General features: G+C 68.9%; 21 protein-coding genes. 7 read left to right on the top strand and 14 right to left on the bottom strand.

Annotated features, from left to right (window positions below; all coding sequences use genetic code 11):
- Window positions 1-47: 47 nt before the first annotated feature.
- Window positions 48-1,376 (top strand): hypothetical protein, encoded by a 1,329-nt coding sequence (locus tag KAK06_RS19070; RefSeq protein ID WP_210803740.1) that lies wholly within the window; start codon window positions 48-50, stop codon window positions 1,374-1,376.
- 512 nt (window positions 1,377-1,888) lie between these two features.
- Here the strand turns inward: KAK06_RS19070 and glmS are convergent.
- Window positions 1,889-3,730 (bottom strand): glutamine--fructose-6-phosphate transaminase (isomerizing), encoded by a 1,842-nt coding sequence (gene glmS / locus KAK06_RS19065; RefSeq protein ID WP_210803739.1) that lies wholly within the window; start codon window positions 3,728-3,730, stop codon window positions 1,889-1,891.
- 137 nt (window positions 3,731-3,867) lie between these two features.
- Here glmS and KAK06_RS19060 point away from each other — a divergent pair, with 137 nt between their 5' ends.
- Window positions 3,868-4,341, top strand: a complete 474-nt coding sequence (locus KAK06_RS19060; protein WP_210803738.1) for an Lrp/AsnC family transcriptional regulator — start codon at window positions 3,868-3,870, stop codon at window positions 4,339-4,341.
- Window positions 4,342-4,356: 15 nt separating this feature from the next.
- Here KAK06_RS19060 and KAK06_RS19055 read toward each other — a convergent pair whose 3' ends face one another.
- On the bottom strand, window positions 4,357-4,821 hold the full coding sequence (locus tag KAK06_RS19055) for a GGDEF domain-containing protein (protein WP_210803737.1): 465 nt from the start codon (window positions 4,819-4,821) through the stop codon (window positions 4,357-4,359).
- Between the two features lie 83 nt (window positions 4,822-4,904).
- Window positions 4,905-6,881, bottom strand: coding sequence for a class I SAM-dependent DNA methyltransferase (locus KAK06_RS19050; protein WP_210803736.1), 1,977 nt, complete (start codon window positions 6,879-6,881; stop codon window positions 4,905-4,907).
- Window positions 6,882-7,070: 189 nt separating this feature from the next.
- On the opposite strand from KAK06_RS19050, the gene KAK06_RS19045 reads away from it, so the two are divergent.
- Both KAK06_RS19045 and KAK06_RS19040 read left to right on the top strand, forming a co-directional pair.
- Window positions 7,071-7,286, top strand: coding sequence for a hypothetical protein (locus KAK06_RS19045; protein WP_210803735.1), 216 nt, complete (start codon window positions 7,071-7,073; stop codon window positions 7,284-7,286).
- Between the two features lie 22 nt (window positions 7,287-7,308).
- Window positions 7,309-7,914, top strand: coding sequence for a hypothetical protein (locus KAK06_RS19040; RefSeq protein WP_210803734.1), 606 nt, complete (start codon window positions 7,309-7,311; stop codon window positions 7,912-7,914).
- A gap of 4 nt (window positions 7,915-7,918) precedes the next feature.
- On the opposite strand, the gene KAK06_RS19035 is transcribed toward KAK06_RS19040, so the two are convergent.
- From KAK06_RS19035 to KAK06_RS19020, 4 genes are all read right to left on the bottom strand, one after another.
- Window positions 7,919-9,133 carry a restriction endonuclease subunit S gene (locus KAK06_RS19035; protein WP_210803733.1) on the bottom strand — a complete coding sequence of 405 codons (1,215 nt, stop codon included), beginning with the start codon at window positions 9,131-9,133 and terminating at the stop codon, window positions 7,919-7,921.
- A complete protein-coding gene (locus tag KAK06_RS19030; RefSeq protein ID WP_210803732.1) occupies window positions 9,130-11,544 on the bottom strand; it encodes a DEAD/DEAH box helicase family protein in 2,415 nt (804 codons plus the stop codon). Before KAK06_RS19030 ends, KAK06_RS19035 begins: the two co-directional genes overlap by 4 nt.
- A gap of 69 nt (window positions 11,545-11,613) precedes the next feature.
- A complete protein-coding gene (locus tag KAK06_RS19025; RefSeq protein WP_210803731.1) occupies window positions 11,614-12,900 on the bottom strand; it encodes a glycosyltransferase in 1,287 nt (428 codons plus the stop codon).
- A 16-nt stretch (window positions 12,901-12,916) separates the two neighbouring features.
- A complete protein-coding gene (locus tag KAK06_RS19020; protein ID WP_210803730.1) occupies window positions 12,917-14,098 on the bottom strand; it encodes a class I SAM-dependent rRNA methyltransferase in 1,182 nt (393 codons plus the stop codon).
- Window positions 14,099-14,174: 76 nt separating this feature from the next.
- Here KAK06_RS19020 and KAK06_RS19015 point away from each other — a divergent pair, with 76 nt between their 5' ends.
- Window positions 14,175-15,479: an ABC transporter substrate-binding protein gene (locus tag KAK06_RS19015; protein ID WP_210803729.1), complete on the top strand. Its 1,305-nt coding sequence runs from the start codon at window positions 14,175-14,177 to the stop codon at window positions 15,477-15,479.
- A 28-nt stretch (window positions 15,480-15,507) separates the two neighbouring features.
- Here the strand turns inward: KAK06_RS19015 and KAK06_RS19010 are convergent, their stop codons facing one another.
- From KAK06_RS19010 to KAK06_RS18985, 6 genes are all read right to left on the bottom strand, one after another.
- Complete coding sequence (locus KAK06_RS19010; protein WP_210803728.1) at window positions 15,508-16,809, bottom strand: M48 family metallopeptidase; 1,302 nt, start codon at window positions 16,807-16,809, stop codon at window positions 15,508-15,510.
- A gap of 23 nt (window positions 16,810-16,832) precedes the next feature.
- The gene (locus tag KAK06_RS19005) at window positions 16,833-17,768 is read right to left on the bottom strand and encodes a tyrosine recombinase XerC (RefSeq protein WP_210803727.1); all 936 of its coding nucleotides are present in this window, start codon (window positions 17,766-17,768) and stop codon (window positions 16,833-16,835) included.
- 14 nt (window positions 17,769-17,782) lie between these two features.
- Complete coding sequence (locus tag KAK06_RS19000; RefSeq protein WP_210803726.1) at window positions 17,783-18,466, bottom strand: DUF484 family protein; 684 nt, start codon at window positions 18,464-18,466, stop codon at window positions 17,783-17,785.
- The gene (gene dapF / locus KAK06_RS18995; RefSeq protein ID WP_210803725.1) at window positions 18,463-19,320 is read right to left on the bottom strand and encodes a diaminopimelate epimerase; all 858 of its coding nucleotides are present in this window, start codon (window positions 19,318-19,320) and stop codon (window positions 18,463-18,465) included. The genes KAK06_RS19000 and dapF overlap by 4 nt, the downstream gene beginning before the upstream one ends.
- A gap of 63 nt (window positions 19,321-19,383) precedes the next feature.
- Window positions 19,384-20,298 (bottom strand): LpxL/LpxP family acyltransferase, encoded by a 915-nt coding sequence (locus KAK06_RS18990; RefSeq protein ID WP_210803724.1) that lies wholly within the window; start codon window positions 20,296-20,298, stop codon window positions 19,384-19,386.
- Window positions 20,295-21,188, bottom strand: a complete 894-nt coding sequence (locus tag KAK06_RS18985; RefSeq protein ID WP_210803723.1) for a lysophospholipid acyltransferase family protein — start codon at window positions 21,186-21,188, stop codon at window positions 20,295-20,297. Before KAK06_RS18985 ends, KAK06_RS18990 begins: the two co-directional genes overlap by 4 nt.
- Window positions 21,189-21,364: 176 nt before the next feature.
- Here KAK06_RS18985 and metK point away from each other — a divergent pair, with 176 nt between their 5' ends.
- Window positions 21,365-22,549, top strand: a complete 1,185-nt coding sequence (gene metK, locus KAK06_RS18980) for a methionine adenosyltransferase (protein WP_210803722.1) — start codon at window positions 21,365-21,367, stop codon at window positions 22,547-22,549.
- 203 nt (window positions 22,550-22,752) lie between these two features.
- Here metK and KAK06_RS18975 read toward each other — a convergent pair whose 3' ends face one another.
- Entirely contained in the window at window positions 22,753-23,901 is a 1,149-nt protein-coding gene (locus KAK06_RS18975; protein WP_210803721.1) for a hypothetical protein, read from the bottom strand.
- A 304-nt stretch (window positions 23,902-24,205) separates the two neighbouring features.
- On the opposite strand from KAK06_RS18975, the gene KAK06_RS18970 reads away from it, so the two are divergent.
- Window positions 24,206-24,844: a c-type cytochrome gene (locus KAK06_RS18970; RefSeq protein WP_210803720.1), complete on the top strand. Its 639-nt coding sequence runs from the start codon at window positions 24,206-24,208 to the stop codon at window positions 24,842-24,844.
- The last annotated feature ends 87 nt before the right edge of the window (window positions 24,845-24,931 follow it).

The raw sequence follows: 24,931 nt of genomic DNA, 5'->3' as shown, positions 1-24,931 counted from the left end.
CTGACCAGGAGGGCGTCAACCCAGCCAGCGACTAGACTTATCCACAGATGGCTGTCCTCGCGACAGCCTCCCGCCCCTGGTCAAAGTTCAATCGGCACGGGTGGTCAAAATTCGGTCGGCGTCAACAAAGGGAGCTTGCACTGCGCCACGAGCTTTCGCAGGAAGCTCTTGGAGTCGCCCCAGTTTGCGTCATCGCCAAGGAGCGCCTCGACGCCGTGGGCGACGCGGCTTTATCCCCTGAGGGGCGGCATGGTGCAGTTGCCGAAGCACTGCGCATCGCCATCAAGCGGGCCGGGCTGCGCCGGAACGTTCACGAGGTCCTGGTGCGTGTCCAGAGCCACATCGACAAGGCGTTCAAGGCAGCCAGCAATGACCTGCTTGCTGTGCCGCCGGAGCAACTCGACGAATATGTGATTGGACGAGCTCACGCAGAGGGCGTTTCCGAGTTGCACGTCGTGGAACGTGCGCTCACGGCATCCATGTCGGAATCATTCCGACATTTGTTCTCAGTAGACACGGCAACCCGCCGCAACGAGCAGCGCTTGCGCTTGCTTCGCGGTATCCCGCTGGGTGTGGATCCGCCGACGCACCACGAAAAGCTGGAATCGTTCCGACGACAAGAGGTTTGGGAGCCAGAGGAACTCGTCAACAAAGGTGGCTCTCCCCTGGCATGTGGGGATGTTTTTGAGTTCACCGGACCGAACGGCACCTCCCACAGGTTCATCTTGCTGGTTCAGCCCTGTGACGTCACCCTGCGACCCAATGGAGAGCGTGATGTCGACGCGGGATTTCTGATTCAACTGAAGGAAGTGCCAACCGCCGATCATGCTCCAAAGCTGAAGCAGATACGCCTGCCCTTTCTTCTTGATGGCAAGCAATGGGCATGCGAACTACGCAAGACCACATCGGTTCGTCTTGAACTTCTGGACCTTGTGTCCTTCCGCGCCGACGGCCGGTTGCAATACAACGAAGGTCAGGCTGCCCCGGAGTGGGTTCTGCCTGGCCAACGCATCAGCGGGGCATCTGTTCTGTCAGGCCTCAAGAAGGCCTATGACCTGCGCGCAGCGAAGAAGGGTGATCCTGCCAGTGATGAGAAGGACGCTAGGTGCCAGCTGACGCTTTCCGCCAGCGGCCCGTTCCAACAGATCGCACACGGGACATTCCTGAAGGCGAAGGCGGCAAACGGTGAAGAGCCTGCGGTGCCCGGCGGCTACACCTGGAACCTGCGACGGATTGGTCGAGTGCGCATGCCCTACGCGTCGTCATTGCTCGGCAGCTATCTCGCTGTCGTGGACCGCGACGCGTTCGACCTGGACTACCTTAAACCCAGGCTCCCCCGCGCGTCCGGTCCTGCGCCCTGTGGGACCTGCGCCTAACCTGGCCAGCGCCGGGGGCCATGTCCTTACGCTGGGAGCTCCGTTGCGCGCCTTCGGCGCGGAGTGAGCGTGGCTCTCTACGAGACGTACCACCTGGCAGATGGCATCGGTACAGCAGTTCAAAGAACACCGACTCGCAACGTCAGGATTCGTCCGGCGAAGTCATCTTGAAGTCTGGATCGCGGGAAAGAGCGCTCGTGTCCGCTTCATCGCCATAGATCCGAGTGACGGTCGTCGGCGACGTACGCGACCTAGTCCACTGAATCAGTGAAGTCGGTGGCCTCGCCACCTGGGAGGCTCACATCCAATCTCAACGATTCATTGGACTAGTGCGAACAGCCGGCTTCAGTGCTCGCCCACACTCGATCTTGCGAAACGAACGGCTAAACCCCGTCTGAAGCTGCCCCTCACCCCCTCCGACCTTGTCTCAGACTTTGATGCGCTGTCTCGAACATTTATGCGCTGTCTCAGACATTAATGGCAAAGAACACTTGGTGCGCGCCCGCCCTGGGCTACTCCACCGTCACCGACTTCGCCAGGTTCCTGGGCTTGTCCACATCCGTCCCCCGCGCGCAGGCGGTGTGATAGGCCAGCAACTGCAGCGGCACCACGTGCAGGATGGGGCTGAGTGCGCCGTAGTGTTCGGGCATGCGGATGACGTGCAGGCCTTCGCCGCTGTCGATGCGGGTGTCGCTGTCGGCAAAGACGAAGAGTTCGCCGCCGCGGGCGCGGACTTCCTGCAGGTTGCTCTTGAGCTTTTCCAGCAGCGCGTCGTTCGGGGCCACGGTGACCACCGGCATCTCGGCCGTCACCAGGGCCAGCGGGCCGTGCTTGAGCTCACCCGCGGGGTAGGCCTCGGCGTGGATGTAGCTGATTTCCTTGAGTTTGAGCGCGCCTTCCAGCGCGATCGGGTAGTGCAGGCCGCGGCCCAGGAAGAGCGCGTTTTCCTTGCGGGCGAAGGCCTCGGCCCAGGCCACCACCTGGGGCTCGAGGGCCAGCACCGATTGCAGGGCCACGGGCAGGTGGCGCATGGCCTTGAGGTGCTCGGCTTCCTGTTCGCGGGTGAGGGTGCCGCGCACCTGGGCCAGGGCCAGCGTCAGCAGGAACAGGCCGGCCAGCTGGGTGGTGAAGGCCTTGGTGCTGGCCACGCCCACTTCCACGCCGGCGCGGGTGATGTAGGCCAGTTCGCACTCGCGCACCATGGCGCTGGTGGCCACGTTGCAGATGGTCAGCGTGTGCCGCATGCCCAGGCTGCGGGCATGCTTGAGCGCGGCCAGGGTGTCCGCCGTTTCGCCGCTCTGACTGATGGTCACCACCAGGGTGCGGGGGTCGGGCACGCTGTCGCGGTAGCGGTACTCGCTGGCGATCTCCACGCTGGTGGGAATCTTGGCGATGCTCTCCAGCCAGTACTTGGCGGTGGAGCCGCTGTAGTAGCTGGTGCCGCAGGCCAGGATCAGCACGCGGTCGATCTCGCGGAAGACGCGGTACGCGCCGTCGCCGAACAGCTCGGGCGTGATGCCCTCGACGCCTTCGAGCGTGTCGGCGATCGCGCGCGGCTGCTCGAAGATCTCCTTTTGCATGTAGTGGCGGTAGGGGCCCAGCTCGGCGGCGCCGCTGTGGGCGTGGACGATCTTCACGTCGCGCAGCACCGGCACGAAGCTGTCGTCGGCCAGGCGCTCGGAGATCCAGTGCTTGCCCAGCTGCAGGTCCACCACATCCCCCTCTTCCAGGTAGACGATGCGGTCGGTCACGCCGGCCAGGGCCATCGCGTCCGAGGCCAGGTAGCGCGCCTCGGGGTCCGCGTCGGCGCCGACGCCCAGGATCAGCGGTGAGCCGTGGCGTGCGCCCACCACGCGGTGCGGCTCGTCGCGACAGAACACGGCAATCGCATAGGCCCCCTGCAGGCGGGCCACCACCCGCTGCACGGTGTCAAAAAGATCGCCTTCGTAGAGCTGGTGCACCAGGTGCGCGATGACCTCGGTGTCGGTCTGGCTCTCGAAGACGTAGCCCTTGGCCTTGAGCTCATCGCGCAGCTCGTCGTGGTTCTCGATGATGCCGTTGTGGACCAGCGCGATCTTGCCGCGGCTGAAATGCGGGTGGGCGTTGTGCACCGCCGGCGCGCCATGCGTGGCCCAGCGGGTGTGGGCGATGCCGGTGCCGCTGGCCACACCATCGGCCTCCACCTGGGCCTGCAGCTCGGCCACGCGGGCGGTGGAGCGGCTGCGGCGCAGCTCGCCGTCCTGGTGCACGGCCACGCCGCAGCTGTCATAGCCGCGGTACTCCAGGCGCTGCAGGCCCTGGACGAGAACGGGGACGATGTTGCGGGTGCTGACGGCGCCGACGATGCCACACATGGGGGTTCACCTTGGAATGGAACTGGGCGGCATCGTAGTCAGGCCAGAGAGAAAGATGCTTGCCAGTTGTGACCATCAATGGAATTTTTCGTCAGCATCCTGCAGAATTGGCATATTCATTCATCCAAAGTAATTTCTTGGAAGCTTTCATCGACCTGGATCCCGTTGACTGGCGCCTGCTGGAGCTGCTGCAGGCCGACGCCAGCCTGACCAATCAGGCGCTGGCCGAGGCGGCGCATGTCTCGCCGGCCACGGCGCTGCGGCGCGTCAAGCGGCTGCGCGAAGTCGGCGTGATCGAGCGATTCACCGCGCTGCTGGCGCCCGCCTTTGCCGGCCGCGGCCTCACCGCGCTGTGCGAGGTCACGCTGGACCGCCAGGGCGCCGAGCACCTGGACGCCTTTGAGGCCCGCGCGGTGGCCGAGGCGGCCGTGCAGCAGTGCTGGCGTGTGTCGCCCGGCCCCGACTTCATGCTGGTGGTGTGGGCGGCCGACATGCCGGACTACCTGGCGCTGACCCAGCGCCTGTTCACGCAAGACGCCAATGTGCGCAACGTGAAGGCCTTCTTTGCCACCAAGCGCGCCAAGTTCGCCCCGACGGTGCCCTCGCCCTGAGGCGGCGGGGGCCGGTCAGGGCAGCGCCACGCAGGTATTGCGACCGCCGCGCTTGGCGGCGTACAGCGCCAGGTCGGCGCGGGCCATCACGTCCTCGGGGCGCTCGGCCTCGCGTGCGCGCACCAGGCCGATGCTGGCGGAGTAGGCAAAGTCTGGCAAATCATCCAGCGGCCGGCCCTGGCGCACGGCCAGCAGCAGACGCTGCATCACCTCCTGCGCGTCGTCGATCGACAGACCGTCCAGCACCACCAGGAACTCCTCGCCGCCCACCCGGCCGCAGGTGTCCGAGCGCCGCAGCGCATGCTGCAGTCGGTCGGCAAAATCGCGCAGCACCTGGTCGCCCGCGGCATGGCCATGCTGGTCGTTGATCTGCTTGAAATGGTCCAGGTCGATCAGCGCCACTGCGGGCGGTGCCCGCCGCCGCAGGGCCTCGGTGGCCATGGACTGCGGCTCGGCGGGCAGCGTGATGAAGGCTTCCATGGTGTGTCGTTATCGGCTGCCATGGTCGCCATCTGAAGATCGCCGCTGGATCCAGGCAGCCAGTTCCTTACCGCGCTGCAGACCTACATCAGCGCTCGCAACGCCGACAACGCCTGCTGGAGAGTGCGGCCATGCGCTTCGATGGCCTCCAGAATCTGCGCGGGCGTGCGCTCGTCACGCTGCATCCTGGCATGCGGGTTAACCGCCTTCAGGTCGAACACGGCGGCATCAAGGGCATCCGCCTTGGCTTGGGCCTCGCGCCCTTCCCGCTCAGCCTGAGACAGTGCCGTTTGCAAGGCCAGCAAACGATCCTCAGGCGCCTTGACCTTGCGCAGAAGCGCCAGTTCTTCCTTCAGCGCCAGTTGGCGATCGCGCGAGCGGGCCACCTCAGCCTCATGCGGCGCCATGGCCTGACGGGCGGCGGCACGACGGGCAGCCATGTCCAGCGTCCAGGAGAAGTCGCTGTCGGCGGCCTCGGTATCGCGTTTCGCCAGCAGCCGCGCAAAGCTCGGGAACGGTGTTTCGGGCGCCTGCTGCGCGGGAGTCCAGTCACCCACCAGAGATGCCGGCAGCTCGGCGTCGGTCAGCAGCTTGAAATCAGGCGACCAGCCGAAATGGGCCAGCGTCATGGGCTGCTTCTTGCCCATCTTGACGTGCGACAGGTCGTAGTACCAGATGCGCTCGGTTCGGCGCCCTTTGGTGAAGAACACGAGGTTGGTCTTGACCCCAGCACCCGCGGTGGAGAACACGCCGCCCGGCAGACTGACGATGCACCAGACGTCGCACTCGTCCAGCAGCTTGCGCTTGGTCTCTACAAACGCGCTCTCATTGGTCCGGAAGAGAAAGCCTTCGTCCAGCACCACGCCACAGCGCCCGCCTGCTGTCTCGCCCTCGCCGGGCGAGGCCAGCTCGTCCACGATGTGCTGCATGAACAGCACCTGCGTGGAGCTGGTCTTGAACGCGTAGCGGTCCTGCGCCACCTTGCCCTCCTTGCCACCGAAGGGCGGATTGGTCAGGATGACATCGAAGGTGGTCGGGGCCTGCGCAAACAGCGCCTCGTAGGTCGGCGCGTTCGACAGCGTGTTGCCGTGCCACAGCCGCGGCTGGTCAATGCCATGCAGCACCAGGTTCGCCAGCGCGATCGGGAACACCAGGTTCTCCTTTTCGCGGCCGTGGAAGGTGGCGGTCTTGAGCTGGTGGATGACCGAAGCGGGTGCCGCGTCGTCCAGGTGGGACTTCAGGTAGTCGTAGGCCTGGGCCAGAAAGCCACCCGTGCCGCAGCAGGGGTCGTACACCGTCTCACCCAGCTGCGGCTGGAGCGTGCCCACCATGGCCCGGACCACTTCGCGCGGGGTGAAGAACTGACCACCGTCGGAGTTCTTCTCGCCCATCTTCAGCAGCAGGTCCTCGTAGACCTGCGACAGCGTGAAGAAGTGCTGGTCGTCGATGTGGTCGATGCTGATCTCGTCCACCCTGTCCAGGATGTCGAGCAGGTTGGCTTCGTTATCCACCCGCAGCTTGTCGACCGCCGTCATGATCCGTCCGATCACCCGCTGTTTGGGGCTGGCATCGGGGTTGGGTTGGCCATCGGGCAACACATCCAATTGGTGCAGGTGGGGCAGCAACTCCTTGTTGACGAAGGCGATCATGTCGCCCACGCGCCCCTTCAGGGCCTCGCGCTTCCAGCCGGCGTGACGACCTTCAGGCGTGCGGCGGTCGGCCTCCAGCACGAAGGGCGCCGCCCAGTCCTGCCAGCGATAGGGCTCGCGCAGGGCCGGCGAGAAGTCGCGCCCCTGGGCCTGCGCCCGCTCGGCCTCGCGCAGCTCCTGCGCATCCAGGATGCGCAGGAACAGAATCCAGGTCAGCTCGGGCACGTACTGCAGCGCGCTGGCACAGTTGCTGCGCCGCATGATGTCGCAGATGCCCTTGACGAAGGAGGACAAGGACTGCGTGGAGGCGATGGCCTTGGGGCCCTTGGAAGCCCTGGCGGAGGGGGCGTTCTGGGCGGATGACGCCTTCTTCAGCGTCGTCGCGGTCAGTGAGCGGGCGGCGGTTGGCATACCGAAATTGGAACATGGCAGCGCAAGTGGACGGCACTGCCCGTCGCCCCGCGGCGGCCCCATGCCCTGTCGCCATCGGGGGATCCCCAATCTTGCTGCAGCGCAGCAACATGAGACAATCTGCTCACGCGGCTTGATCCAACCCAGGGTCGTGCCGATACAAGACCTCCAGCCCGTGAGGATCTGACCATGGCCACTGCTCCCGTTCCCCGCAAGATCGCGAAGGTCACGCCCGAAGCGCTGGCGCGCAACCCTCACCTGCGCCTGGGCGATCCGGAAGTGCGCCCCACCATGGACGCCATCCGTGAGCGCATCCAGAGCGACCCCGCCTTTGGTCGTGAACTGCTGCGCAAGGCCGGCATCGTGGATGGCAACGGCAAGCTGACCAAGAACTTCGGCGGCTGAGCGCCACCGAGCCCGCTGGCCGATGTGGGACCTGTACCAGAACCAGCCCACCTTTGTCCTGGGGTTCCACGGCTGTGACGCGGCCATTGCCGAGAAGATCGTCTCCGGCGCCGAACCCATCCTGCAGAGCAACAAGCCCTACGACTGGCTGGGCAGCGGCGCCTACTTCTGGGAGTCCAGCCCGCACCGTGCGATGGAGTGGGCCGTGGACATGGCGCAGCGCCCCAGCACCCACCCACGCCGGGTGCAGACGCCGGCCGTGGTGGGCGCCATCATCGATCTGGGCAACTGCTGCAACCTGTTCGACAGTGCGGCGCTGGATGAGTTGCGCAAGGCCTGGGAGACGCTCGATCTGATCGGCATGCCCGACGGCTCGCCGTTGCCCGAGAACAAGGGCCACACGCCAGACCGGCTGGGACGCTACCTGGACCGCGCGGTGATCGAGTTCATGCATCAACTGCGCGAGCTCAATGGCCTGCCGGCCTACGACACGGTGCGCGCCGCCTTCCCGGAGGGCGGCGAGTTGTACCCCAATGCCGGCTTCACAGCCCGCAGCCACATCCAGATCGCGGTGCGCAACCTGCGTTGCATCAAGGGCTACTTCAAGCCCATCGCCACCTCGGCGTAGAGGCTCAGGCGGGCACAGACTGGCCAAAGGCCTGGGCCAGCAGCCGGGCAGGCAAGGCCTCGATCTCGCGCAGTTGGGCGTCCGCTGCGATACGTAGCGCCTGCGCTTGGGCGAGAAGCGCGCTGAGACGACGCGCGACAGCCTGCTGCGTGCGAATATCCACCGCCGGGATGCCAAAGGCTTTCAGAACGGCCCCGTTCAGATTGGCCTGGTTGCCACCGCGCCCCTCAGACAAGCGGCGCAGCTCCTCGTAACGGTAGCGCAGCCAATGCTGCACAAACTCGGGTAGCCATCCCTTGGCAGGCAACAGCGCAAGACAAGCCTGATTGGTGGTGGCGGCGATTCGAAGCACAGCCGATTGGCCGCGTGTTTTGCCCTGGCCGTACATCGCGATGAGTACGGTGCCTGGCGGCAACAAGGGGAGTCGGCACTCGGTGAGCGCACGGCGTGTCACCGCTTCAGTGGTGGCCAAGATGTCAGTGAACGCGACTTCGCCCGTCTTCACCCAGGGCACGTCTCCATCTTGCCAGTAGGCGGCCTGGTCGCGAGACGGCGTTGTACCGCTGGCTGTTTCAAAGACATCGCCGATACGCACTTGCTCCGCGGAAGTGCAGCCCGAGAAGGCGTCGCGGTAGGCCGCCGAGACAAGGTTCTGCGCCTCTGAATGCTGGGCGTGGGCTGCACCGCTGGCGACGCGCGCCTGCCTGAGTTGGGTGACAAGTCGCTGGGCCATCACACGCTGTTCGTCCAACGCCGGCAGCATCAACGGAAAGTTCCCCAGCACCGACTGGTTGATCGACGCGATGCCCGTGGTCTTCTTGGCGTGCGCGAGAAAGTAGGCCTTCCCATAGGGCGACGCAATCTGCAAAGCCACAAAGTCAGGGTCGCAATGCTCGGCCGACAGGCGCACCCGGAACAGGTGGTTCTGGTGGATGCACAGGGGCAGCTCATTGCGCCAACAGGTGCCACGACCCAACTTGTCGAGATCGCCGCCTTCGGTGAGCAGCAGGTCACCGTCGCGCAGTTGCCACTTGGCAATTTCGGCGGGGGTGGCATCGATTGTCTTCACTTCACGCAAGTCCAGGCGCCCATCCTGCACGTTGGCCACACGCAGGTAGGGCACCTTGACCAGTTGGTCGCCCTTGGGCTTGCGTCCCAGGGTGATGCCCGAGGCAATCTCCGCCACGTCACGCAAGGTGACCACGTCCCAATCTTTCATTCCCCAAACAGCCTCAACTTCGCATCATTCAACACGTCCGCCGGCCGCCCCAACGCGCGCAGCGCGTCCAGCCCCCCGGCGCGGCGGATTTCGGGCACCTCCCACAGCGCGGCCCGGTCCAGCGCCTCGGTGCCGTCCACCGCGAACTGGTGGCCCAGGCCGCGCAGCACGATGGCGGTGGCGGGCGGCTGGGCGTCGAACCAGGGGCGGTGGCGCTGCAGGTAGGCCTGGGTGCGCTCGGGCCGGGTGAGGGCGGCGGCGCGGTAGCCCAGGTGGGCGAACAGGTCGAAGTCGTCGCAGGCGTCGAGGGCCAGGGCCTCGCGCAGGCGGGCCGGATCATAGTGCTCGCCCTGCAGGTGGCGGATCAGGCGCTGGCGGGTCTGGGCACGCACCCACAGCGCCCGGAAGTCGTTCAGCGTGGTGGCCTCGCGCAGCACCCGCTCGATCATGCCCTGGCGGTATTCCTCCATGGGCACTACCACGTCGCGGCCCTCACGGCGCTGGACGATGGCGCGGCTGCCGCCTTCGATGCCCACTGGGCGGCCGGTGCGGGCCTCGGGCAGCGGTGTGGGGTCGTCGTCATCATCGCCGCCGTCATCGTCGCCGCCGGTGTCGCCACCCCCGCCGTCGTCATCGTCGTCCTCGCCCGTCTTGCGCGGGCGCGGCGGCGCGGTGATGAAGTCAGTGCCAAACAGCTGGGTGACGCCGGTGTAGTCGTAGAGCCAGAACTTGTACTTGCGGGTGGGCTCGTGGATGCGGGTGCCGCGGCCCACCATCTGGTAGAACAGGATGGATGAGGACAGGTAGCGGAAGAACACCACGGCATTGAGCCGCTCGATGTCCACGCCGGTGGCCAGCAGGTCGACGGTGCACGCCACGAAACAGCGCTCGCGCGAGCCGCGCAGGCTGGTGAGCAACTCACGCCCGCCGGCATCGGTGCACTTGAAGGCGTAGTGGTCCTTGGGGGCCCGGTCATTGGCCCGGCACCACAGCACATAGTTGTGCTGCAGGCGCTGTGCCACGCGGTCGGCATGGTCGTCGCGGGTGCAGAAGATGATGAGCTTCTGCTCTGGCCCGCCGTGGCGGCACAGGCGCTGGAACAGGTCATCGCACATGGCGTTGATGCGCTCGGGCAGCATCAGGTGGTGGTCAAAGTCCTCGGCGGCATAGCGGGCCTTGAGTTCATCGGGCAAGAGGTAGCGGCCGGTGCGCGCGTCCCGCGGGCGCATGGCGGCCACTTCATCGCGGGTGAACTCGCGCCAATCGATGCTGGGCTTCAGGCGCACGATCTCGCAGGCGGCCAGGTAGCCGTCCTCCTGGGCCTCGACCAGTGTGTACTCGTAGACCGGCTCGCCGAAGTAGGTGAGGTTGTTGGCGCTGATTTCATCGTCGGCCTTGCTGCTGCCGGCGCGCAGCTGTCGCGGCGTGGCGGTCAGGCCGATGTGCAGTGCGCCCGGGTTGCGCCGCAGGACCTCGGACCAGCGGCCCCAGGCCGAGCGGTGGCACTCGTCGATGATGATGACGGAGAACGCGTCCTCGGGGTAATGCCGGCTCAGAAAGCTGTCGCGGCCCTGGTCCTCGTCGTCCAGACCCAGCACCTGGTAGGTGGCGATGTGGACCTTGGCGTTGTGCGCCGCGTTGCGCCCTTGCACGGTCTTGACCTCGCGCACCGCGCCGGCCGGAAAGGCCTTGGCGATCTTGTCCATCGCCTGGCTGCGCAGCTCATCTCGGTCACACAGGAACAGCGCAGGCTTGGTCAGGCGACCGGCCTCGTGCAGGCGCCATAGCAGGTTGGCCGCAATGACGGTCTTGCCCGCCCCCGTGGCCAGTGACAGCAGCACGCGGGCAGGCTCGCCGCGCTGCTCGCACTGCAAGACCTTTTCGAAGGCGGCGCGGATGGCGGCGTCCTGGTAGTAGCGGGGCTTGCTCCAGGCGGCTGCATCGGGCTGGAACAGCAGGCTGGCGGATGGCGCCGTGACGTCAAAGCCCTTGTCGCGGGAGTAACGCTCGGTCAAGGCCTCGTGATGCGGAAACTCAGCCATCCGATGGGGCCCCGATGGCAGCTGGGTGCCCATGTCGAACTCGCCGTACAGGTGGCCATTGGTGGCAAACACATACTGCACCGCGTAGCGCGCGCAATCCGCATAGCCCTTGGCCTGCTGCATGCCCTTCATGGGTGGCTCGCTCTCGGCCTTGGCCTCCAGCACGCCCACGGGCAACGGGCGCGGCTGTCCGGTGGGCTGCACATAGATCAGGTAGTCGGTACGGCCGGGAGACTGGCTGCGTTTGCCCTTGAAGCCCGAGGGTTCCACGGGCGGCGGCGTCTCAAGCTTGATCTTCCAGGGCTGGTCGTACCCCTTGGTCCTCAGGACGGGATCGATGAGGTGGTACTTGGTACTCTCTTCGTTCATCGGCATGGCGGGACCCAGTGCGCGCCCTCCCCGGCGCCTGCTGATTGTGCCGTGGGAGGCGGACGAACGTCAGGGCCCTGCCAGGGCCTGCACGGCATCTGCCGCTTGCGCCAGCGCGTCGGGCGCCTGCAGCAGCCGCGCCTTCCACTCTGCACAGGCCTGGGCGGTGCGCGGGTCGGCCTGCAGCTCGTTCAGCGCGCGCGCCAGCACTGTGGCCGACTGGTGATTGCGCACCCAGCGCGCCACGCCCAGGTCCTGCAGCCGCTGGGCGTTGTCGAACTGGTCGTGGTGCAGCGGCAGCGCCAGCTGCGGGATGCCGGCGCGCAGCGCCTGCGCAGCGGCCCCGATGCCGCCCAGGTGGACCAGCGCGGCACTGCGCGGCAGCAGCTCGTCAAACGGCACGAAGTCGCGCTGCAGCACGCCCGGCGGCAGCGGGCCCAGGGCCTGCAGGCCCTCGCGGTCGCGGCTGATCAGCACCGCGCGCGGCACCGGGCTGCCGGCCTCACGCACCAGCGCCAGCGCACGGCCCAGGAAGACGCGCGCATCGCGCCGCGCCGACGCCGGATAGAACACCACCGGCGGCGGGCCGTTCTGCAGGAACTGCAGCAGCTCGGGGTCGTCGGCCAGGCAGCGGGCATCGGCGCGCGGCGGGTCGAACAGCGGAAAACCCAGCTGCTGCACCGCCAGGCCCGGCGGCGGCAGCACCGGCGCAAAGGCCGGTGGGAACAGCGCCACCGCGCCATCGGGTGAATGCAGCCAGCGGCTGAGCACGCGGCGCACCGGCGGCAGACCGTGCTCGGCGCGCAGCGCGTTCACGCCAGGCGCCACCACCGGGTCGAACAGCCAGCGCTCGGTCCAGCGGATCGTGGCGGCGCGCCAGCGTTGCGGCCACCAGGGCGGCATCTGCAGGTCGCCCAGGCGCACGGCCAGCGTGTCGCTGGGCACCACCGCGGGCGACAGGTGTACGGTGAGCAGGCGCAGGCCGTGCAGCTCGCGCAGCAGCGGGCCGGCCAGCGCGAACGTACCGGCCACCAGCACCGGGCGCGGGCCAGGCGCCGGCCAGCGCGCCAGCCAGGCCTGGGCCATCGGCAGGCTGGCGCGCGCGGCCTGCAGCGCACGCCGCCACAGCAGCGGCGCCGGCCACAGGCCCGGGCCGTGCACGGCCTGCGGCGGCAGTGCATCGGTGTCCACGGCCTGCGCGTCCAGGCCCAGGCGCTGCGCCGCACCCAGGTGCAGCCGGCCGCACAGCACAAGCAGCGGGTGGCCGCGATCGGCCAGGCGCCGGGCCAGGCCCAGCAGCGGGTGCACATCGCCTGCCGAGCCGTGGCACAGGACCAGAACCGGCGCTTTGCTCATCCGGGCGGTGGCGCGCTCAGCGGCGCAGCAGCGCCAGGCCCTTGAGGTACTCGCCCTCGGGAAAGCACAGCGTGGTGGGGTGGTCGCTGGAGGCCTCCAGGCGCTGCATCAGGTAGGCGTCCACGTTGGCATCCAGGCCGGCGCCGGCGACGATCTTGTGGAACAGCTCGGCGCCAATGCCGCCCGAGCAGCTGAAGGTCAGCAGCAGGCCGCCCGGCTTGAGCAGCTTCAGGCCCAGGCGGTTGATGTCCTTGTAGGCGCGGCTAGCGCGGTCGGCGTGCGCCGCGCTGGGGGCGAACTTGGGCGGGTCCAGCACGATGGCATCGAACTGTCGGCCGTCCTTCAGCAGCTGGCGCAGCGTGCCGTTGACATCGGCGTCCATCGACGTGTGGTGCGCCGGGTCGAAGCCATTGAGCCGCACATGGGCGTCGGCGCGCGCCAGCGCCGGGCCCGATGAATCCACGCTGATCACCTCGGTGGCGCCACCGGCCAGCGCGGCCACGCTGAAGCCGCCGGTGTAGCTGTAGCAGTTCAGCACGCTGGTGCAGCCGAACTGCCGCACCAGCCGGGCGAAGAGCGCGCGGTTCTCGCGCTGGTCCAGGTAGTAGCCGGTCTTGTGGCCTTCCTCCACGTCCACCGTCAGGCGGATCGCGTGTTCCTGCAGGGTCACGGTGGTGGCCCCCTCGCCGCGCAGCCAGCCCTTGGCGGGCGCCAGGCCCTCCATCTGGCGCACGCCCGAGTCGCTGCGCTCAAAGAGGCGCTGGCAACCGGTGACCTGCAGCAGCGCGTCGGCGATCACGTCCTTCCAGCGCTCGGTGCCGGCCGAGAGGAACTGCACGCTGAGGATGTCGTCGTAGCGGTCGACGATCAGGCCCGGCAGGCCGTCGGCTTCGCCATGCACCAGGCGCACGCCATTGCTCTGGATGGCCAGGCGCTGGCGCATGGCCACCGCGGCCTGCAGGCGGCGCTGGAAGAACGCGGCATCGATGCGCTCGGCCTCGTCAAAGCTCCAGGCGCGCACGCGGATCATCGAGCTGGGGCTGAACGCGGCCCAGGCCAGGAAGCGGCCGTCGTCGGCCTCGACGCGCACGGTCTCGCCAGGGTCGGCCTTGCCCTTGGCCACGCTGCCGGCGAACACCCAGGGGTGCTGGCGCAGCAGCGAACGTTCCTTGCCTTCTCGCAACCGGATCACTTTCATGCCCCGATTGTCGCCCGCAGCGCCGACAATCGCGGCGGTGCGCCACCTGCACCCACCCCTCACCCCGGGAGCCGCCATGTCGCCGAGAACCGCTCTCTTGCTGGCCCTGGCCTGCGTCGGCGCCGTCGCACAGGCCGCCACCGAGCTGGTCATCGCCACGGTGGACAACGCGCACATGATCGAGATGCAAAAGCTCTCGCCCGAGTTCGAGCGCAGCCACCCCGACATCCGCCTGACGTGGGTCACGCTGCCCGAGGGCACGCTGCGTGAGCGTGTGAGCGCCGACATCGCCCGCAAGGGCGGTCGCTTTGACGTGATGACGATCGGCATGTTCGAGACGCCGATCTGGGCGCGCAAAGGCTGGCTGCAGCCCATCCCCACGGACGCCGCTTACGACGTCGACGACCTGCTGCCGGCGGTGCGCGGCGGCCTCAGCGTGGGCGGCAGGCTGTACGCCGCGCCGTTCTACGGCGAGGGCTCGATGCTGATGTACCGCAAGGACCTGGCCGAGCGCGCTGGCGTGACGCTGCCCGACCGTCCCAGCTGGGACCAGGTGAAAGCGCTGGTCGCAAAGGTGCATGACCCCAAGCGCGGCGTCTGGGGCATCTGCCTGCGCGGCAAGCCGGGCTGGGGCGAGAACATGGCGCTGATCAGCACCCTGGTCAACACCCACGGCGGTCAGTGGTTCGACATGGCCTGGCGGCCCCAGATCGACAGCCAACCCTGGCGCGAGGCGATCGGTCTGTATGCCGAGCTGATGAAGCGCTATGGTCCGCCGCAGCCGGGGACCCTGGGCTACAACGAACTGCTGGCCATGTTCAGCGCGGGACGCTGTGGCGTGTGGGTGGATGCCTCGATCGCCGCGTCCTTCGTGACCGATCCCAAGCGCTCGCGCGTGGCCGCTCAGGTGGCGCTGGCGATGGCGCCCACCGCGGTCACCCCCAAGGGCGCGGTCTGGCTGTGGAGCTGGAATCTGGCGGTGCCGGCCGGCTCGGCCAAGGTGGTGCAGGCGATGCGCTTCGTCACCTGGGCCACCAGCAAGGAGTACGTGCAGCTGGTGGCGCGCCGACGCGGCTGGGCCCATGTGCCCACCGGCACCCGGCGCAGCACCTACGCCAGCCCGGCATTCAAGCAGGCGGCGCGCTTTGCCACCGCCGAGCTGGCGGCGATCGAGTTGGCCGATCCGCAGGACGCCACCTTGCCGCGCAGCCCCTATGTGGGTGTGCAGTTCGCGTCGATCGCCGAGTTCCCGGCGATCGGCAACGAGGTCGGCCGCCAGATGGGCCTGCTGCTGGCCGACAAGGTGTCGGTGGCCGAGGCGCTGAAGGCCTCGCAGGCGGCGGCCGAACGCGAGATGGCCAAGGCCGGCTACTACCGCTGAGCGCGCAGCAGGCGCGGCGCCGCCGGGCTCACGGCTCGGCCGTGTCGCCCAGGTTGGCGCGCCACTGCATGGCGTTGAAGATGCGGGTGCGGGTGCTGGGGTGGTCGAAGAAAATGAACTCCTCGATCGGACCCGGATCGGGCTTGCGGTATTCCACCAGCTTGAGCAGCACCTCGGCCTCGGCCAGCGGCTCGCGCGCCAGGTTCAGGCCCCACAGGTCGGCCTCGACCTCGTGTACGCGGATGATGGTGTTGAGCAGCGGCGTGGCCAGGAACATCCAGGTGCCGAACACCGCCGCCAGCAGCGGCAGGCTGCCAACGTCGGCGATGCCCTCGACGCGCCAGCGCGTGCCAAGGCGCACCAGCAGCGCGCGCATCACCGCGTCGCAAAACAGGAAGCCGGCCGCGATCAGCACGCCCAGCTGCAGCAGCATCTTCGGGATGTGGTTCAACGTGTAGTGGCCGATCTCATGGGCCATCACCGCCACCACCTCGTCGGGGCTGGCGCGGTTGAGCAGGTTGTCGTTCAGGCGCACCGCCGCCGTGCCCATCAGGCCCGAGACATTGGCGCTGACCCGGTGGGTCTGGCGCGAAGCGTCAAAGACGAAGACGTTGTCCACCGGCACGCCATTGGCCTGCGCCATGCGCAGCAGCTGGTCCTTCAGCAGGCCGTCGGGCATCGGCTTGTAGGTGTTGAACAGCGGCTCGATGAACACCGGCCCGATGGCAATGGTCACCGCCATCACGCTGCTCATCGCCACCGCGCCCCACAGCCACCAGCGGGCGCCACTGGCACGCAGCACCGCGTACAGCAGGCCGATCGCCAGGCCGCCCAGCACGGTGCCGATGCCGAGCTGCATCAGCTGCTCGCCGGCCCAGGCACCAAAGTCCTGCGTGGCCAGGCCGTAGGCGTGCTCGCGGATGAAACCCTGGTAGATCGCCAGCGGCAGCGTCAGCACGCTGCCGGCCAGCAGGTACAGCGCGGCATAGGCGGCATCGGCCCAGAAGGGTCGGCGCAGTCGCCGGCGCAGCGCATCGCGGCAACGGGCGGACCAGGGCGTGAACAGCAGCAGCGCCGCCACCATCAGGCCCAGCAGGAAGTTCCACAGCTGCAGCCAGTAGCCACCGACGAAGTAGGCATCGGCGCGCGCCTTCACATCGGGCGGGATGCGTGCCATGAAGGCGTCGGTGGCGGCCTGCGGGTCCATCGGCAGCGCCTTGAACCAGGCGTCGTCGACCGGTGTGATCTGGAAGGCCGGCTCGGCGGCGCCGGCCGCGGCGGCGCCGACCAGCAGGGCGGCATGGAGCGCCCGACGACACAGTGCGTGCATGGACTCTTCCTTTCAGCGCCGGCTCAGGGCTTGCGCCGAGCGCGAGGGTGGGCGGCGTCGTAGACCTTGGCCAGGTGCTGGTAGTCCAGCCGGGTGTAGACCTGGGTGGTGCTGATGCTGGCATGGCCCAGCAGCTCCTGCACCGCGCGCAGGTCGCCGCTGGATTGCAGCAGGTGCGAGGCGAAGCTGTGGCGCAGCATGTGCGGATGCACCGGCGTGGGCAGGCCGGCCTGCAGCGCCAGCCGGCGCAGGCGCGAGCGCACCTGGCTGTCGCTCAGCCGCGCGCCGCGCTGGCCCACGAACAGAGCCGCTTCGGTGGCGCCGGCCAGCGTCGGCCGCTGCGCCAGCCAGGCGCGCAACGCAGCCACTGCGGCCTCGCCGATCGGCACGCTGCGCCGCTTGCGGCCCTTGCCCAGCACATGGGCCGTGCCCTCGGCCAGATCGATCCAGCCGGCCGCGTGCGGACCGGCCACACAGTCCAGGCCCACCAGTTCGCCCACGCGCAGGCCGCCGCCGTAGAGCAGCTCGGCGATGGCGTGGTCGCGCGCGGCCAGCGCGGGCTCGTCGGCCTCGTCCTCGTGGGCGGCCAGTGCCACCGCCTGGTCGACCGGCAAGGCCTTGGGCAGCGGCTTGGCGGCCTTGGGCGCACGCACACCATCGACCGGGTTGGCGGCCACCGCGCCCTCGCGACCCCACCAGCGGAAGAAACCGCGCCAGGCCGACAGCTGCAGCGCCAGGCTGCGCGGCGACAGGCCGCCACCGTGCAGCGAAGCCACCAGGCCGCGCACATGGTGCGGCTGGGTGCGGGCCAGCGGCACGTCCTGCGCCGCCAGGCCATCGGCCAGGCGGTGCAGCGCGTCCTCATACAGCGCCAGCGTGCGCTCGGCCACGCGGCGCTCGACGCGCAAGTGCGTCAGGTAGCGCGGCAGCGGCTCGGGCAGCGCTGCACGCGGGTCCATCGTGTCACCGGCGCTCAGCGCGGGAACAGGCGCACCAGCGCGGCGCTGGTGATGTCGCCCAGTTGCTCAAGGAACTCGGTGCCCATGTCGGCCTGGTAGCGCAACGCATCGGGCGAGCCCAGCACCAGCAGACCGAAGCAGGCGCTGCCGGCGCCGGCACGGCGCAGCGGAATCAGGGCCATCGACTGCGCCGGCGCACCGCCCAGCCACTGGGCCGCGGCGAAGCCCGAGTTCAGGCCGCAGTAGGGCAGGTTCAGGCTGGCGGCAAAGGTGTGCACGTCCTCGTCGGTGCCCTCGGTCCAGGGCCGACCGCCGCCGTCGACACCCCACAGGCGCAGCGCGGCGCTGGGGATCAGGAACTGCTCCTTGAGACCGTCGACCACCGCGTCGTGCAGCGCGTCGGGGTCGGTGGCGCGCATCACGTCGCAGGTCCAGCCGTGCATGCGGCGGGCGATGGCGGCGTTGTCGTTGCCGGCGCGCACCATGTCCATGAAGCGGCGCTCCATGCTCTTGATGCGCTCGCGCAGCATGTCGATCTGGCGCTCCTGCAGCGACACCGCGCGCCCGCCATGCGGGCTGGGCAGGTGCACCGCAGCCAGCAACTCGGCGTGGCGCTCGAAGAAGCCCGGCGTGTTGGCCAGGTAGTCGGCGATGTCGTCCTCGGTGATGCCCTGCACCCCGTCCGGCGTATTGCTCACAGCTCGATCTCTCCTTCAAAGACGGTCACGGCGGGGCCGGTCATCAGCACCGGGGCGTCGCCGCCCGCCCATTCAATCGTCAGGCGGCCACCGCGGGTTTCAACGTCCACCGTGGCGTCCAGCCAGCCCAGCCGGATGCCGGCCACCACCGCGGCGCAGGCGCCGGTGCCGCAGGCCAGGGTCTCGCCGGCGTCGCGCTCGAACACGCGCAGCGCGATCTGGTGGCGGTCGATCACCTGCATGAAGCCGGCGTTGACCTTGCGCGGGAAGCGCGCATGCGATTCGATCAGCGGGCCCAGTTCGGCCACCGCGGCGGTGCGCACATCCTCGACGCGCTGCACCGCATGCGGGTTGCCCATCGACACCAGCGCCACCTCCACCGTCGGGCCGCCCGGCAGCGACAGCGGCCACAGCTGGGCCTGACCCTGCGCACGCGGCTGCAGCCCGGTGGTGTCGAAGGGCAGCACCTCGGGCTCGAAGCGCGGGCGGTTCATGTCCACCGTGACCCGGCCATCGGCCTGCAGGCGCAGCTCGAGCCGGTTGTTGATCGTGGCCACGCGCACCACCGGCTTGTCGGTCAGGCCATGGTCGCGCACATAGCGCACGAAGCAGCGCGCGCCGTTGCCGCAGTGTTCGACCTCGGTGCCGCTGGCGCCGTTGAAGATGCGGTAGCGGAAATCGACGCTGTCGTCGGGCGCGGGCTCGACGACGAGGATCTGGTCGGCGCCGACGCCAAAGCGGCGGTCACCCAGCTTCTGCAGCTGGCGGGGCGACAGCTTGAGCGCGGCGCGCGTGGCGTCCAGCACGACGAAGTCGTTGCCGGCGCCCTGCATCTTGGTGAACTTGACGAGCATGGGCCGGATTATCAGGCGTCCGACGCGCTGGGCGGGCGGCGGGGGCGTGCCGCCTTGGTGCGCTCAACGGTACAGCGACGGCTCGCCGGGCGGGCGGGTCTTGAAGCGCCGATGCACCCACAGGTACTGCGCCGGGTTGCGCAGGATCTCCTGCTCGATCCAGGCGTTGATGCGGCGCGTGGCGGCAAGGTCATCGTCGCCGGGGAAATCGGTCCAGGGTGGCAGGAAGCGCACGCGCCAGCCCTGGCCGCCGGGCAGCATCTCGGCCACCACCGGCTGCACCGTCATCTGCAGGTTGCGCGCCATGCGCGCGGGCGCCAGCAGCGTGGCCGCAGGCACGCCGAAGAAGGGCACGAAGGCCCCGTCCTTCAGGCCGAAGTCCATGTCCGGCAGGTTCATGAAGCCGGCGCCACGCTTGACCGCACGCACCAAGGGCAGCGCGCGCTCGCCGTGGCGCGAGAACAGCTCGCCCTGGCCGTAGCGCAGCCGCCCGGCGCGCATCGCGCGGTCGAACACCGGGTTGGACTGCTCGGCGTAGATCGAGACCACCCAGCGCTTCTGGAACAGCTGCGACGCCGCGCCAGCCACCTCCAGCGCCAGGAAGTGCGGCACCACCCACATCACCGCGCCGGGGTGGCGCTCACCAAAATCGACCTCGCCGTCGATGTGGATCAGCCGGCGCAGCCGCTCGGGACTGGCGTACCACAGCATGCCGCGCTCCAGGATGCTGCGGCCCAGCCAGCCGAAGTGCTCGCGGGCGATCGCCTCGCGCTCGGCCGCTGGCCGCTCGGGAAAGCACAGTTCGAGGTTGCGCAAGGCGGTGCGTTTGCGCGAGCCGCCGATCCACCACAACAGCCGACCCAGGCCGCGGCCCAGCGCGTCCTGCACGCCCATCGGCAGCCAGTGGATGGCCCAGACCAGGGCCAGCACGGTGCGCGCGCCCGCGTTGGCCAGGGCGTTGTTGCTGCGCCCGCTCATGGGAGCGTTCCCGGGGCCGCGCGGGGGCGCTTGTAGCGGTGGTAGCCCCACAGGTACTGGTGCGGCCAGCGGGCGATGACCGCTTCCATCGTGCGGTTGACGATGCGGGCGGCCTGCACCTGGGCCGCCTCGTCGTTGCCGGCGGGCAGCGGCTCGACCAGGTCCAGCAGGTGCACCTCGAAGCCCGCTGCGCCGGGCAGGCGCTCGCAGCACAGCACCAGCACCGCGGCGCCGGTCTGCTGCACCAGGCGGGCGGCCAGCGTCATCGTGTAGGCGGGCTGGCCGAAGAACGGCGCCCACACGCCCTGGCCGTCGGGCGGCACCTGGTCGGGCAGCAGGCCGACCATCTCGCCCTTCTTCAGCGCGCGCAGCATCTGGCGCACGCCGCTGAGGTTGGCCGGCGCGGTGGCCAGGCCGGGGCGGTGGCGGGCGGTCTCTTCCAGCTCGCGCAGGAAGGTGTTGCGCGCCGGCCGGTACAGCACGGTCAGCGGCTGCTGCGCGCCCCAGCGCTCGACGATGGCGCGCGCCGACACCTCGAAGCTGCCCAGGTGCGGCGTCAGCAGCACCAGGCCGCGGCCGGCGGCGATCGCCGCATCCACCTTCTCGGCGCCCTGCCAGCGCACCCGCGGCAGCACGCGGCCATCAGGGGGCATCAGCCACAGCCAGGGCACCTCGCCGACCATGCGGCCGGCCTCGGACACCGAGCGCCGACGGTCGGCGGCACTGACGCCGGCCAGGTCGGCGTTGGCGCGCACCCGGCGGCGGTAGCTGGGCGAGGCCAGCCAGGTCAGCCAGCCCAGTGCCGCGCCCAGCGCGTGCAGCCAGGCCAGCGGCCAGTGGGACATCCAGCGCAGCAGCGCCAGGCCGATCGTTGGTAAAATGCCAGACATCGCCGAGTTAACAGGACAACTTGCGGGGCGATGCGGGGCTGTTCCACAGACCACGCCGGTGAGGTTCCACTGAGAATCGCACTGATCAAATGCCGCTAAAGCGTTCGCCGCTCACTCAGGTTGCCGAGCCGGTCGAAGCTTCGATAGACCGCGCAACCGTTTCTCGAGTGAGCACCATGGCGAACGATTATCTCTTCACCTCCGAATCGGTCTCGGAAGGCCATCCCGACAAGGTTGCCGACCAGATCTCCGACGCCATCCTGGACGCCATCTTCGCCCAGGATCCGCGCAGCCGCGTGGCCGCCGAAACCCTGACCAACACCGGTCTGGTCGTGCTGGCCGGCGAGATCACCACCAACGCGCATGTCGACTACATCCAGGTCGCGCGCGACACGATCAAGCGCATCGGCTACGACAACACCGAGTACGGCATCGACTACAAGGGCTGCGCGGTGCTGGTGGCTTACGACAAGCAGAGCAACGACATCGCCCAGGGCGTGGACCACGCCAGCGACGACCACCTGAACACCGGTGCCGGCGACCAGGGCCTGATGTTCGGCTACGCCTGCGACGAGACGCCCGAGCTGATGCCTGCGCCGATTTACTACGCGCACCGCCTGGTCGAGCGCCAGGCGCAGCTGCGCAAGGACGGTCGGCTGCCCTTCCTGCGGCCGGATGCGAAGAGCCAGGTGACGATGCGCTATGTGGACGGCAAGCCGCACTCGATCGACACCATCGTGCTGTCCACCCAGCACAGCCCGGACCAGAGCGAGACGCCCACCAAGCTCAAGGACAGCTTCTACGAGGCCGTGCGCGAGGAGATCATCAAGCCGGTGCTGCCCAAGGAGTGGCTGACCGAGCACACCAAGTACCTGATCAACCCGACCGGCCGCTTCGTCATCGGCGGCCCGCAGGGTGACTGCGGCCTGACCGGCCGCAAGATCATCGTCGACACCTACGGCGGCGCCTGCCCGCACGGTGGCGGCGCCTTCAGCGGCAAGGACCCGTCCAAGGTCGACCGCTCGGCCGCCTACGCCGCCCGCTACGTGGCCAAGAACGTGGTGGCCGCCGGCCTGGCCAAGCAGTGCCAGGTGCAGGTGGCCTATGCCATCGGTGTGGCACGGCCGATGAACATCACCGTCTACACCGAGGGCACCGGCGTCATCTCCGACGACAAGCTCTCGGCCATCGTCGCCGAGGTCTTCGACCTGCGCCCCAAGGGCATCATCCAGATGCTCGACCTGCTGCGCCCGATCTACGCCAAGACCGCGGCCTACGGCCACTTCGGCCGCGAGGAACCCGAGTTCACTTGGGAGAGGACCGATAAAGCAGCAGCCCTGCGGGCTGCTGCCGGGCTGTAAGCCCGCCGCGCGCAGCGCGGTATCGGTTCTCGGGCGACGCTCATGTCGCGCAGCGACGTGAGCGGAGACCACAGGACGGCCCGCCGCGCGCATCGCGGTATCGGTTCTCGGGCGACGCTCATGTCCGCGCAGCGGACGTGAACGCAGACCACAAGGCTGCGGCCCGGCGTGCAGCGGCCGGGCTGTCAGGCCCGGCGTTCTCCTCAGCGCGCCCGCAACCAGCGGCACGCCGCCGGGATCCTGGTCCCCGCCAGCCGCTCCCACGGGCGCAGTTGGTCGCACAGCATCCGTGGCGACAGCTGCGGGCGCAATGCCGCAGCGCGCACCTGCGCGTCTGACACGGGCGTCAGCAGGAAGGCTTTCGGGTTGCCGGCAGCATCGGTGCCATTGGCCACGATCTGGCCCTTGGCGTTGATGTCGACCGCCTCATAGAGCAGCCAGCCGGCCGGCAGGTCGCTGAGCGGGTTCAGGTCGTGGACCTGGTTGCGGCCGGTCCACAGAACCGCGCGGTAGTCGGCGTCGCCGGGCGTTGCCGCCCAGCCCACGATTGCGCCATGGGTGTTCACGCCCAGCGCCCCCGCGCCACTGCCACCCAGCCCGACCAGCGGCACGGTCAGACCATTGCGCAGGTGGTGGTAGAAGGCCACCGAACCGCTGCCGGCATTCATATCGCTGACACCCACCACGCGTTGGCTGTCCATGGCCACGGCTTCATTCGAGAGGCCCCCGTTGATCGGCGCGATCCACTGGATCGCGGTCGACCCCGGTGGGGCACTGAACGCCCACCACTGGCCGTCACCGCTCAGCGGGTCGGTGTGCCACAGCGTGCCAGCGACCTCGCCTTGGCTGTTGATGGCGTTGACGCTGCCCTGGCCCAGCTCCAGCTCGGAGCCGCCGCTGAAGACCTTGGCGTTCGGCGGCGCCTCACTCGCATAGCCCACGGCCACCCCCTGCCGGTTGGCGTCGCGCACGATCGGCGGCAAGGTGTGCGGCGGACCCACCACCGTCACGGCGCCGGTGCGCAGGTCGAACAGGCCCGGTGTCTGGCGGCCGTCGCCGTTGTCCACCAGCACGCCCACCCGGCCATCGCTGGACACTCGGCTGCCGCTGCCCATCGGCACGGGCATCAGCACACCCTTGACCCAGCCGGCCGTGCCGCCACCCACGTCATCCGCAGCCAGACTGACGTCGCCGCGCTCATTGAGTCCGTAGGCCAGGCTGTGGCCACTGGACAGCGCGGTGACGCTGTAGCGCGCTGGCGCAGCATGGGCGCCAGACGTCAGAGCCAGCGCAGACATCGCCATCAGCCAGGCGGCGCGTGCGCGGCCAGCCAGTCCGAGAAGATCAATCATGGCCCCCTCCGAACGATGCACTCTCCCCGGCCTCAAGCGTCGCGCGGTTGCCGGTGCGCCGCCATACCGCGTTCATGGGGCGGCCCGAACTGCGCCAGCCGCGTGACACGGTGTTGCGCGACCGGCGAAGGACGCTGTCCTCACCCGGCGCGCCGGGCCGCCGGCAGGCCCGGCGCGGCGCTCAAGTCATGACATGCATCAAGACATGCCAGCCTCAAGCCGCTCAAGCTCTGCACTGGCCCCGGATTTGCAACCTGGCCGCCGGGCACACCGATGGTGGTGCTGCCCAAGACCTGGAGGAGACATGCCTGTGTTCCCCATCCGCTCCAGCGCACGTCGTGCGCTGGGCGCCGCCCTGCTGGGCCTGGCCGCGGTCGCCGCGTCAGCCCAGGACATGAGTGGCGGTACCGACATCGCGCGCCGCGCGATCCACGTCTGCGCAGCCTGCCACGGCGAAGGCGGCCGCAGCGCCAGCGCGGCCTACCCGTCGCTGGCCGGCCAGCCGGCGCAGTACACGGCCCGGCAGTTGAAGGACTTCCGCGCTCAGCAGCGTGCCGAGGCCGACAACAAGGCCTACATGTGGGGCGTCTCCGCCCTGCTGGACGACGACACCATCCAGGCCCTGGCCGAGTACTACGCGGTGCAGGCCCCGGCGCCCGGTCGCGCCCGCGGCCCCGACCGCCTGCTTAAGGAGGGCCGGCGTCTGTTCGAGGACGGCGTGCCCGGCTCGGGCATCCGCGCCTGTGCTGGCTGCCATGGCGAGCGGGCCGAGGGCGCCGCCGGTTTCCCGCGCCTGGCCGGCCAGCATGCCGACTACCTGGAGCGCCAGCTCAAGGGCTTCAGCACCCGGTTGCGCCCGCACGGCGTGCTGATGCGTGCCGAGACCGCTGGCATGACGGCCCAGCAGATGAGGGCCGTGGCGGCCTACCTGCAGTCGCTCTGAGCCGGCGGACGATCAGGCGGCCGGAGCCAGCGCGGTATCCGGCCGTTTTTTCGGTCTTCATCCCAGCGCGATACCGCCGATAAACGG

This window comes from Ideonella aquatica, assembly GCF_018069755.1.
GTDB lineage: Bacteria > Pseudomonadota > Gammaproteobacteria > Burkholderiales > Burkholderiaceae_C > Ideonella > Ideonella aquatica.
Note: the sequence above shows the minus strand (reverse complement) of the source record. Positions and strands in the feature narration are given on the sequence as shown.